Below are 11134 nucleotides of genomic sequence, written 5' to 3'. Positions count from 1 at the left end.
ACTAGTTACCGTATCGCTTAAGCCACTCTTTCTCGAGCGCGTTTTGCCAGCTAGGGTGTGGTTCATCAACCGATTTAAATTGCTGGGTGTTTTTAGCGCTGCCAGTGAGGTACTTGCTGCTCAGAACCGAAGGATCGCCCCAAACATTGAGGTCCCCCTTGCGAGACTGTGCTTCAGGGCTCAGTAAGAAGTTAATGGTCACTTGAGCACCCGCGGTTGCATTGGCGTTCCAAGGAATCGCAAGGAAGTGAATGTTAGATAGAGCGCCGCTTTCTAGAGCATAAGCCTTAGTGGTTTCGGCTAAGCGACCACTGGCTTGTGCTGAATAAACAGAGTTTGGATTAAACGTAATCGCGAGATCGATCTGTCCGTCATCCAGAAGTTGGATGCTTTCCGATGTGCCTGCTGGGAACTGCTTTCCACCGCGCCACGCCACTTTATGGAATTTATCTAAGTAAGCCCACAGTGGTGCCGTTACTTCTTGGAAGTTGTCTTCTGAAACCGGCTGAGCCAGCGCAGGGTTATTGTTTGTTAGTTCAATCAGTAGTGACTTAATGAAGCTCGTGCCATGAAACTCTGGTGGGCGAGGGTAGCTTAAGCGGTTCGGGAAAGCCTGAGCGTAGCTTAACATCTCAGAGAATGATTGTGGCGGGTTGTGAAGTGTTTCTTGGTCATGAATGAACACCAGTTGTCCCACGCCCCACGGTGCTTCTAAGCCTTCTGTCGGCTCTGAGAAATCGACATCAATTGGCAGAGACTTATCGACATACTGCCAATTTGGAAGTGATTCCGTAAATGGCCCAAACAATAGCGCGTTGTCTTTCATCGAACGGAAGTTCTCGCCATTAATCCAGACGATATCGACGCTGCCTTCACTGTTCTTTCCTGCCGCTTTTTCAGCAAGCAGTCGAGTGGTGGTTTCCGCAATATCGGTCACTTTCACATGCTTTAACGTGACACCGTAGTCACTTTGTAATTTCTTGCCTGCCCACTGTAGGTAACGATTGATCTCTTGGCTTCCGCCCCAAGCGTGAAAGTAGACAGTTTCTCCCTCTGCCTGCTGTTCTATTTGGTTCCAGCTGTCGATGGATGTTGCTTCATCAGCATAAATGGTTGCGCTGTATGCAACGGTTGCCATGATTCCTAACGTACTTACTATATTGTTCATAAACTTTTCCATTTGGTAGTGAACGGGCAAGAGCATTGTATTTTCAAACTCCCTAGGGCGTGTTGACCCTTCGTGGTTAACGAAAGATCAACATGCCCTAATAGTTATTCTATCTGTTTCTGAAATAAATTCTAATTCAACAGTAAATTCAATCAATTACTTGAGAACAAGCAGGGAGTTCTCGGTTGAGTTTTGTTCGATCTGTAATCACCTCGAAAACTCGACAGACTCTAGGCTTTTGCCATCCTAGCAACAGACCGCTGAACCGTTGAATTTATTGCATCTAAATGAGAGATTTTTGAGGTTTATTGGAGGCTGGTACGAAAAGTCGGCGATGAGTGTCAATTTTGAAGAAGTAGTGAGGGCAAGCTGACAATAAAAAAGGAGCCATCAGGCTCCTTTAATCAGTATTTGGTTTCGATGACGGATTAGTTTACCCAGTCACGAATTGTGTACGTTAGCGTGTGTACATCGTTTTTCAGTACTAGCGTATCGTTTGTTAGCGTTACGTCGCTCCACTCGCTTAGAGTAGCAGAAACCGATTGTTCGATTTCCATCGCAGAGCCGTGACACATTTTCATTGTCATGCCCATTTGCTTGATACGGAATTGACCGTCTTTCAGCTCGCCTTGACCGAAGAAGTTGTTACAACCAGCCATGCCGTTTGCAGTCATCTTTTCGCCGATCTCTAGACGAGGAGCTGCTTGGTCTTCGCTTTTCACAATGTCCTTGCCATCAATTTGCGCAAGTTCCCAATTATGGTGCTGTAGATCGGTTGGTGTTACTTGCATCGCGTTGTCACCTGTTGTTGTGCATGCTGCTAGCATCATAGGTAAAGCGGCTACTGCTAGTAATTTTTTTGAACTAAACTTCATATTATAAGGCTCCAAAGGAAAGAACGAAGTTACCGGATAAGTGTAACTTGATGGGTTCAAAGTATAGTTTACAAAACACTATATGTGTCAGTATAAGGTCATAGTTTAGTATGGATTTCATGAGCCAGGCGACAAATTAATCGCTTATTTTTGAGAGAGTAAGTGTAATTTTGAATGTGTAAGGAGGCATGGTGGAGCAGTTAGAGTTTTTCCAAGTTCCAAGCCCTTGCGTTGGGGTTTGTTCAAGCGATGACAAAGGCTATTGCAACGGTTGTATGCGCAAGAGAGAAGAGCGCTTTAATTGGATGTCGATGACACCGTCAGAACAATTGCACGTGATAAAGCTGTGTCGTCAGCGCTATAGAAGAAAAATAATGAATCAAAAAAACTTGATTGGTAAGCAGGTCGATGAAGAGGGAAATACCAGTCCCCAAAGAGATCTTTTTGGCTAAAGAGGAAGTATTTAGATTTTATTTAACTCCGAAGTAACTATTACTTTACATAATGGTTGGGGTGTAATATTAAAGTAGGTACCTTTGTACCAGAAGGAGTGGTGTCGGTATGAATAAAAAGAACGTAAAAATCAAAAAAGAGCCAGTCAAAGCACTTGACCGAAAACCGATCGGGGCAAAAGATGACCCTGAAGAGACTCCGCGTGATTGGCATTCGATGTCAGAAGAAGAACGAATGGAAATCCTTTCTCACCTCTCAGACATGCCTTTCCAATAACACCACTGGTTCTTCAGAGCCTTTCTTAAAGCTCAGTTTTCAGAAACAAAAATGTGATTAAACAAACATGTGATTCGCTTTCGTTACACCACGATGGTACGTGCAAAATGTATCATCGGCCTCGGTGGTTTTACTGTGAATCTTAATGTTTGTGATCACTTCTACCGCCCCTGCATCGTAGCAAGCTTGTTCTGCTTTTTTAACGATATCGAGTAATTGATTGAGTTCACCTTTCATTGTGGTTTCCATCGCACCAACTTGGAAAGGGACATCGGCTGCTTTCACAACTTCAATGGCTTTATCAACTACTTCGAAGTTGTTGCCTTCTTTAACGCGAGGGATCACTTGGAAGGCAACCATCACTTCTTTTTCTCTTTTTAACTCAGACACTTTCTGCTTACTCAATGATAGGGATTTGTTGCAGATGATAGGTTAATGCGGAGATAAATTCTACAGCGGTTACGCTGCTTTATTTATGACACGAGTGACTGGAGATATCGGACTACTTGCTACCCCAGTGGTCGCTAACCCAACCACCAATATGCTCATCAAAATGACTACCACTGAACCTCTGGTTGCGTTCCACCGAGGTATCACAGTCGTCTTTGTTGTCGATTAGGTTTTGTATGTAGTTTGCCATTGGGTCATTGGAACTCTGACGATCTCGGCGAGTAGCCACTTCCTTAATCAGTTGTAATCGATATGTAGAGCTTGCACGTTTCATTTCAATGACCTCCCGGTTTTTAGACACTAATAGAAAAATCTAGTTGCCAGATATAGGGGCGTCAACGTGATCAGAAAGTATTTTTTTTGAGCAACCAAGAATCAATACCTTGGCATCATAATTCACAAAAGTGTCATTTAAATTGGCATTTTGTCTGAGTCGATAGGTTGTGATTTTACATTTGATTGCATATAAAAAGCCCAGTACAAACTGAGCTGACCATTCTATTTCTGGTTACTTAGAGTTATTTCTGGTTACTTAGAGCTATTTGGTTTGCTTTTAAATTGCTTAATGCTTTTCTTTTTAGCTGTTCTTCGATTGGCCATTTTATCTTTAGGTGGACGCTTGCGAGCGGTCGTTTCAGATGCAGGTTTGTCGGTAACCGGGAAACCCTCTAATGGTTGCAGCACTAACGGCTTATTGGTCAAGGTGCGAATCGCATTGAGGTAGTCAGTTTCGCTGTGGCTAACCAGAGAGACCGCGCAGCCAGTACTTCCTGCTCTTGCTGTACGACCAACGCGGTGTACGTAAGTTGCTGAGTGAGAAGGTAATTCGAAGTTAATTACGACAGGTAACTGATCAATATGAATGCCTCTAGCCATCACGTCTGTCGCGATAAGCACACGAGTCTCGCCATTTTTGAAACTTTCTAATGCTTGCTCTCGTTCTTCTTGGCTCTTATTTCCATGTAACGCACTCACACTGATTTTGGCTTTATTCAATCGTTTGGTTAATGCATCGGCATTGTCTTTTGCGCCAATAAATACCAATACTTGCGGCCATGTGTGTTGATTGAGTAGTGCGATGAGCGCTTGAGCTTTACTGCCTTTGTTCACTAAATACAGGGTTTCTTCAATAGCCGCGACCACGCTGTTTTCTTGATGTGTCGTGACCTTAACTGGATTTGAAAGAAGCTCTTCAGCCTGACCTACTAATTCGGGCGGAAGTGTCGCAGAGAACAACAGTGACTGACGTTTGCTCGGTAGTGCTGAAGTAATCGCTTGAACATCTGGCCAAAAGCCCATGTCTATCAGGCGGTCGGCTTCATCAAGAACCAATGATGAACACTGAGCGACATCCAGTTCATCACTTTTGATTAAAGCAAGTAAGCGGCCCGGTGTGGCGATGGCTAATTGTGGTTTAGTCGATAATTGTTGCTGTTGATCATCAGTATTTACGCCGCCCGTTAGCGTTACCAATTTGATATTGAGCGTTGTCGCGATCGGTTCTAAAGATTTGGTCACTTGAGATGCAAGTTCACGGGTTGGAACAATGATCAGTGCTTGCAGTTCATTCACATCTTGGTTGATGTTATTCAGTAAAGGTAAGCCGAACGCCAATGTTTTACCGCTGCCCGTTTGAGCCAATGCGAGTACGTCTTTCCCCGCAATAATGGTAGGAATTACCGCTTGCTGTATCTCTGTCGGCTTATTGAATTGAGATGAGAGCGCGGAGACGGTTTTTGCGTTAAGGGTTAGGCTATCAAATGACATAAATGAACCAAGTATCAAAAAGGAGGTGGAGTCTATCAGGGCTACAAATGTTAGAGAATCAGTTTTGTATGTTAGACGATAAACACATTCATTATACGCGCGAATTATGTCTGTTAGCTATACGCGATAATTAAGCGTTTATCATATTGTAATGGCACTGAATGGACGTACAATGTCCGCCCTAAAAATGTTCATGAAATGAGATCGAAATGAGTTGGGACAGTATCTGGCTGTTTATCGTTATCGTGTTTTTTATTGCCATTATCCCGGGCCCAAATGCGCTGTTGGTATTAAGCACAGCCTTAACTCAAAGGAAGCTGTTCGCATTTGTGAACGTGTTGGGCGTGTCATGTGGTTTCTTTTTTCATGCCTTTATCTCGGCTAACGGCATAAGCTTATTACTGTCGAACACTCCCATGGCCTTTGAAGGGCTAAAGTGGGCTGGGGTTTTGTATCTTGTCTGGCTTGGGTATAACCATTTTCGTGCGGCGCTGCGCGCTCAAGAGGGCGTGCTCTCTGTGGTCAGTGCATCGGGAAGTAAGCTTTATAAGCAATTTTTCAAAGGGCTTCTCACTAATCTACTGAATCCTAAAATTGTCCTGTTTTATCTTTCTATATTCCCTCAATTTGTTTCAACAGATGCGATTGTGACAGACAGTTTGATACTTGGTGCAATTCAAGCGTCAGTGGTGTCGATGTGGTTCTTAGTTGTGATCTTAATGGCGGATACCTTTAAGCGCTTGTTAGTTCAAAAGCGCACCTCGCAAATGATGAACATTGTGTGTGGGATTCTATTCGTGGGCTTCAGCATTCAGTTGGCATTGTTTCAGCTTTAGGGTGCGATGCGAAGAATTGGGTTTTTAGCTATTGGTTCAGTTCATTTCCGGCTTAGTTCTCGTTTCCATCTTAGTTTTCATTTCCGATTCAGTTCTCATTTTTTACTGAATGCTAAGCAATCAGTGTTTCTCTGTATAAATCTCTAAAGCATTAGCTCGGGAAGTCGATATAATTATTAGCTATCAATTTGGTGAATGTGTTTATTTGAGACCAATTGAAGCTACAGCCTATTGCTTGACCGAAATAACAGAGACAGGGAGTCACCAATGCGTGAAGATTCATTCACCCAGAAACGCAAATATTACCGCTTAAAGTACCCTCAAAAGGCTCGTCCGGTGATGCGAATTAAGGATGAGCTTTTTCATGTCAGCGAAGTTTCTGAAAAGGGTGTACGCCTGATGATGCGTAACATCATTCCGGTTTATCGTGGCTTTTCAATGGCCGGCATCTTGAGGTTGCATGACAACAACAGTATCGATATTAGCGGTGCTGTATTGCGACAAGAAGGTGACGAAGTGATCGTTCAGTTATCACAAGGTCCGAGCTTCAAAGATATGGTGTCTGAACAACGCCACATTAGGCAAAGATACCCAGTGTTTTTTGCTAGCCTCAGAGTGGCATAGAAAGCTTTTAAAGTTAGATTCACTCATCCAAGCCGATATTAAAAAGCCCAGCACTTTCACAAGTGCTGGGCTTTGTTCTATCTATAGCCCAGATTCTTATAAACCAAAGGCGATACAGGTAAAGCTAATGAGCTTAGTTCGCCTTATAGCTCGTCTACTGTAGCCCAAACTGCGGCTAGCATATCGTGACCAAACGCGACACTTCGTTCTGGAGACCAGCCGTAAAGTTCGTCAGCGTGACTGATGTGATCTTTAAATGGCATCTCGACGGTGTAAGCCAAACACTTGAATTGCTCACCAATCCAGTTTGTGCCAACTGTCATGTTTGCTTTGCCTGGTTCGTCTTTATCGTAACCAAATTCATCTTGGAACTCTGGCGTGATAGTGAGCAGTGCTTGCTTGAAGTGGCTCTCTAGCTTCGCGATGCGCTCGTTGTAAGAAGGTGTGCCTTCGCTACCTGCTACAAAGTTATATGGAATCGCTTCGTCGCCGTGAATATCTAGACACAGGTCAACGCCCGTTTCCAGCATACGCTCGCGAACAAGGAATACCTCTGGGCTGCGTTCCATAGAAGGTGATTGCCATTCGCGGTTCAGGTTTACGCCAATCGCGTTAGTACGCAGGTGACCGCGGATGCTGCCATCTGGGTTCATGTTTGGTACAACTCTGAACACAACGCTGTCTAGAAGAGAGCGACCAACCGTATCTGTTTCATCAAGTAGGCGTTGTAGCAGGCCTTCGATCAGCCATTCAGCCATCGTCTCGCCAGGGTGTTGGCGACCAATAACCCAGATGTTTTTCTTCTCTTCACTTGGCTCACCAATGGTTAGCAAGGTGATGTCGTTGTTGTCTAGCGTGCGACCTAGAGTTTCAAGCTTACAAGCCGGGTGCGTTTGAGCACTGTGCAGAAGATCTTGGTGACGATCGTATGAGTACGGCGCAAAGTAGGCGAAGTACATTGAATCGTGTTCAGGGATGATATCAAAGCTTAATGTATCGCCATCGAACTGAGATGGAATACGAAACCACTCTTCACGGTCATAAGATGCTACAACATCATAATCTTTCCACCCATCAGGGTAAGCAGATGTTGCCAATTGGCCGATTTCAAAGTGGTGAGCTTGTTGAGCTTCACTTTCTAAACGGAAATGAAACCACTGAGAGATTTCAGTCTGGTTGTCTGCTGGGATCGTCAGTTGAATGTTTTGTGGTGAATCTGCAGAAACGACGTGAATGTTGCCGCTTTCGAAATTGCTGAAAATTTTCATTGTAGTTTTTATCTCGTAGTTGAGTTGCCGTAAGACTAGCACACTTTTTTTCGAGCAAACCACTAACTAAATCGTAATGAGATGTTATTTCAACTATCTACTTTTTAGTTCTCTACTTTGAGCAGTACTTCCTATCTATCGACGCTGACAAGTTGTACACCCACGACAGGCTGATCGTGTGTAGCGATCCAGTTTACTGCGTTGAACCTTACAGTACGCGCTTTTCAGTGCTCTTCTTCCCGAAAACCAATCATCGGGTTTCGATAGGATCAGATAACCATTAAAGCGCTTCACAAGCTCTATTCTATTTTGGTCGATAAACTTGCTATCAAAGCCAATTTCGAAGTAATCAAGCGCTTGTTCGATGGCGGTGAAACTCGCTATTTTTTGCTGGAATTCTGTTTGGCTCATGGGAAGTAGGTTTCTGTTCTGGTGACAACTATTGTATCGAGTTTACGATTTGTTTTATTGATTTTAGTTATGACTTACCTGGGTTTGAATCGTGGGCTTTTTAAACTTGAAGTGATCTTTTTAACTCTTTGAGGATTATAGATAAAGTATAAAAAACTAAGACAGGACAGAACCAATGAATCGAATCAATCCAAAGAAACTACTTCGCAGTAAATGGACGGCCGTTAGCCCTTTGAAGAAAGAAAAGCACTTTATGGTCACAGAAGTTGAATTTGATGAAGGGGAAGTAGTGCGCTGCATGATAGAGGCAGTAATGACTAAACGAGAAGAAAACATCAATTGGCGAGAGCTTACTGATAATCAAAATTGGCTCCCAGGCTGGAAGTAGGGCTAGAAGCCTGTTTGATTCTAATCTGTTGTTAATGGCGAACTGGCGTTTATCGGATACTCGACGCACGTCCTTGCCAGTATTTAAGGCCTTCTAAGACACCCTCAGCATGTGTTGCTCTACTCGTGTATACGTTGTCTCTATCCGATAGGTGAGCAACCTCTGGGTAATGGTTAGCAACCAGTATCGAGTTTACGCCTTCAATGGTGAGCATTGAGGTGTCGTTAGCTGAGTCACCTGCGACGCACACTTCTGCAACGCTCAAATCGTGTTGTTCGAGTAGGTGGTGAATCGCAGTCGCCTTGTTAACGCCTTTTGGTGTGATATCTAAGTACCAATCATGAGAGTAAGTCAGGTGAACATCTAATCCGTGCATCTCCAAGCTAGATTCAATCAGTTCGTGTTGAGGCTCTGAAAGCTTTCCTTCAAAGGTGATCTTGTAATCGCCTTGATGGTTTTCTATGCGATCACCCATAAAATCAAAGGGGGCGAGAGCCGTCTCTACCCTTGATTTGTTCCAAGAAGCTTCCAGTTGGTTATGCCAAACATGGTCTGGTTTTTGGGAATGAACATGATGAATTTTGGTGCCCACATCGCTAATAATACTGTGTGGCTTCGGGTAGTTATCCGATTCTAAACCCATTCGAATCGAAGGTAATGTTCTTCCTGTCGCGATGATAAAGCGAATATCAGGTTGTTCTGTGAGGTAATCAAATAGCTGGTTAACACCGTGAGATGAGCCTCCATCAAGCGTACCGTCAAAGTCACACACCAACATTTTTATCATTCGAATTCCTTGTCTTTTTCTCTATTTCGTCACGGGAAAATGCTTATTTCTTTTATAAAGAATGGCTCAGCAATGAGCACTCTACAAGTTGAAGTTCAGCTTAGATAATCACCAATTGGCAGTTTGCAGCAAGTATCACAGTTGGTGTGACGTATTAAAATTCTTGGTTGAAAAGGTTGATTTCAACTCGCTGACTTTAGCCGGTTGACCTTTGGTTTTTAGGTAGAGATTGAGAGTTGATCTTATCTTTCCTACCGAGCTAACTTTCGACTCGGAAACATCATGAAAGCTTAATAAATAGTTCGTATTCGAATTATTTGTGCACGAACTAATTGTGGCTTTTGTTGGTTCATTCAGCCTATTAATTACTCTAATGTAAAATTAATATTCAATAATCTACGACTAAGTAATACATAATATTGGTAGTGCATCCGTCTAATTTATCCCTTTAATTATCAGTGGTTTGTTATATTTTTGCTTGTTTTTTGGTCTTGCTTTCACTGGTCTGGTTTCGGTCTGTTACCTTGTTTTACCGAACGAAGCTCCTTGATTTACATGTGCTAATTACTTAGAGTGCTAATTGTTTTTCGGGTTTAAATAACCATTTTTAAGTTTAAATAACTGAGAAAGGATTAGATTACATGGATCCCATACTGGAAGTTAAGGGACTGTACAAGGTGTTTGGTGAAGACACCGACCGTGCTTTTACAATGATTAATGAAGGCGCAAATAAAGATAAAGTTTTCGAAGAAACAGGGCTAACGATCGGCGTTAACGATGTTTCTCTTAGTATTCAAGAAGGCGAGATTTTCGTCATAATGGGACTGTCAGGATCTGGCAAATCAACCCTAGTACGCCTTCTTAACCGCTTGATCGAACCTACCAAAGGCAATGTGCTTCTTCGAGGCAAAGACATTGCCCACATCTCAGAAGATGAACTCCGCGAAGTTCGCCGCAACAACATCTCGATGGTTTTTCAAAATTTCGCTTTGATGCCGCATATGACGGTCATCGAGAATGCCGCATTTGGTCTAGAGCTTGCGGGTGTTGAAGTTGAACAACGAAAGCAGTCAGCACTTGAAGCGCTTGAACGTGTTGGCCTTGGCGCATATTCAGAGTCTTACCCAGATGAACTATCTGGTGGTATGAAGCAGCGTGTGGGTTTGGCTCGTGCACTAGCATGTGACCCAGATATCTTGTTAATGGATGAAGCGTTCTCGGCACTCGATCCTTTGATTCGTACAGAAATGCAAGATGAGCTTATTCGCCTTCAAAATGACGATAAACGAACCATTGTTTTTATCTCACATGATTTGGATGAAGCGATGCGTATCGGTGACCGAATTGCGATTATGCAAAATGGCGAAGTGGTTCAAGTAGGTACTCCAGACGATATTCTTAATAACCCAGCCAACGATTATGTCGAAGCTTTCTTCCGCGGTGTGAACGTGGCAAGCGTGCTTACTGTGAAAGACATTGCGCGTAAGAAGCCAGCCGCGGTATTTAAAAAATCAGAACACGATGGCCCGGCGTCCGCTCTGCAAATTTTAATGGATAACGACCGCGAATACGGCATCGTAGTTGAGAAGAGCAGCCGTTACTCCGGCATTGTCTCTATTGACTCGCTTCGTAAAGCTCACAAAGAGAACAAATCACTCGTCAGCGCGCAGCTCGATGATGGATTAACGCTGAACCCTGATTTACCAATCAATGATGTGCTTGGCCTAGTTGGTGGTGTGCCTTACTCAGTGCCTGTTGTGGATGAGCAAGGTAATTACTTTGGCGTGGTGACTAAGTCACGACTGTTACAAACATTGGATAAGGGGTAGAT

Annotated in this window: 14 protein-coding genes; 6 read left to right on the top strand and 8 right to left on the bottom strand. The window is 43.5% G+C overall.

Annotated elements, in window-relative coordinates:
• Position 1: 1 nt before the first annotated feature.
• Complete coding sequence (locus LMH68_RS02260; RefSeq protein ID WP_017068055.1) at positions 2-1168, bottom strand: ABC transporter substrate-binding protein; 1167 nt, start codon at positions 1166-1168, stop codon at positions 2-4.
• A gap of 428 nt (positions 1169-1596) precedes the next feature.
• Positions 1597-2043 carry an META domain-containing protein gene (locus LMH68_RS02255; RefSeq protein WP_004734625.1) on the bottom strand — a complete coding sequence of 149 codons (447 nt, stop codon included), beginning with the start codon at positions 2041-2043 and terminating at the stop codon, positions 1597-1599.
• A gap of 188 nt (positions 2044-2231) precedes the next feature.
• Between LMH68_RS02255 and LMH68_RS02250 the strand changes: the two genes are divergently transcribed.
• Entirely contained in the window at positions 2232-2495 is a 264-nt protein-coding gene (locus tag LMH68_RS02250; RefSeq protein ID WP_017060324.1) for a DUF1289 domain-containing protein, read from the top strand.
• A gap of 109 nt (positions 2496-2604) precedes the next feature.
• A complete protein-coding gene (locus LMH68_RS02245; RefSeq protein ID WP_017060325.1) occupies positions 2605-2772 on the top strand; it encodes a hypothetical protein in 168 nt (55 codons plus the stop codon).
• Positions 2773-2829: 57 nt separating this feature from the next.
• Here the strand turns inward: LMH68_RS02245 and LMH68_RS02240 are convergent, their stop codons facing one another.
• From LMH68_RS02240 to LMH68_RS02230, 3 genes are all read right to left on the bottom strand, one after another.
• Positions 2830-3132 (bottom strand): MTH1187 family thiamine-binding protein, encoded by a 303-nt coding sequence (locus tag LMH68_RS02240; protein ID WP_017065764.1) that lies wholly within the window; start codon positions 3130-3132, stop codon positions 2830-2832.
• Between the two features lie 142 nt (positions 3133-3274).
• Positions 3275-3496, bottom strand: a complete 222-nt coding sequence (locus tag LMH68_RS02235) for a hypothetical protein (protein ID WP_004734659.1) — start codon at positions 3494-3496, stop codon at positions 3275-3277.
• A 254-nt stretch (positions 3497-3750) separates the two neighbouring features.
• Positions 3751-4989: a DEAD/DEAH box helicase gene (locus LMH68_RS02230; RefSeq protein ID WP_229647192.1), complete on the bottom strand. Its 1239-nt coding sequence runs from the start codon at positions 4987-4989 to the stop codon at positions 3751-3753.
• Between the two features lie 209 nt (positions 4990-5198).
• Here LMH68_RS02230 and LMH68_RS02225 point away from each other — a divergent pair, with 209 nt between their 5' ends.
• Complete coding sequence (locus LMH68_RS02225) at positions 5199-5825, top strand: LysE family translocator (RefSeq protein ID WP_017060328.1); 627 nt, start codon at positions 5199-5201, stop codon at positions 5823-5825.
• A 267-nt stretch (positions 5826-6092) separates the two neighbouring features.
• Complete coding sequence (locus LMH68_RS02220; protein WP_229647193.1) at positions 6093-6449, top strand: PilZ domain-containing protein; 357 nt, start codon at positions 6093-6095, stop codon at positions 6447-6449.
• 143 nt (positions 6450-6592) lie between these two features.
• Here LMH68_RS02220 and LMH68_RS02215 read toward each other — a convergent pair whose 3' ends face one another.
• On the bottom strand, positions 6593-7717 hold the full coding sequence (locus tag LMH68_RS02215) for a M14-type cytosolic carboxypeptidase (protein WP_229647194.1): 1125 nt from the start codon (positions 7715-7717) through the stop codon (positions 6593-6595).
• A gap of 135 nt (positions 7718-7852) precedes the next feature.
• On the bottom strand, positions 7853-8128 hold the full coding sequence (locus LMH68_RS02210) for a nitrogenase-stabilizing/protective protein NifW (protein WP_229647195.1): 276 nt from the start codon (positions 8126-8128) through the stop codon (positions 7853-7855).
• A gap of 175 nt (positions 8129-8303) precedes the next feature.
• On the opposite strand from LMH68_RS02210, the gene LMH68_RS02205 reads away from it, so the two are divergent.
• On the top strand, positions 8304-8516 hold the full coding sequence (locus LMH68_RS02205; RefSeq protein WP_017065368.1) for a TIGR02450 family Trp-rich protein: 213 nt from the start codon (positions 8304-8306) through the stop codon (positions 8514-8516).
• A gap of 49 nt (positions 8517-8565) precedes the next feature.
• On the opposite strand, the gene LMH68_RS02200 is transcribed toward LMH68_RS02205, so the two are convergent.
• Positions 8566-9303 (bottom strand): HAD-IIB family hydrolase, encoded by a 738-nt coding sequence (locus LMH68_RS02200; RefSeq protein WP_229647196.1) that lies wholly within the window; start codon positions 9301-9303, stop codon positions 8566-8568.
• 641 nt (positions 9304-9944) lie between these two features.
• On the opposite strand from LMH68_RS02200, the gene proV reads away from it, so the two are divergent.
• Positions 9945-11132 (top strand): glycine betaine/L-proline ABC transporter ATP-binding protein ProV, encoded by a 1188-nt coding sequence (proV, locus tag LMH68_RS02195; protein ID WP_048614446.1) that lies wholly within the window; start codon positions 9945-9947, stop codon positions 11130-11132.
• Positions 11133-11134 lie beyond the last annotated feature (2 nt).

Origin of the sequence: Vibrio sp. F13, assembly GCF_020806305.2 — a bacterium.
GTDB classification, from domain to species: domain Bacteria; phylum Pseudomonadota; class Gammaproteobacteria; order Enterobacterales; family Vibrionaceae; genus Vibrio; species Vibrio crassostreae_C.
Note: the sequence above shows the minus strand (reverse complement) of the source record. Positions and strands in the feature narration are given on the sequence as shown.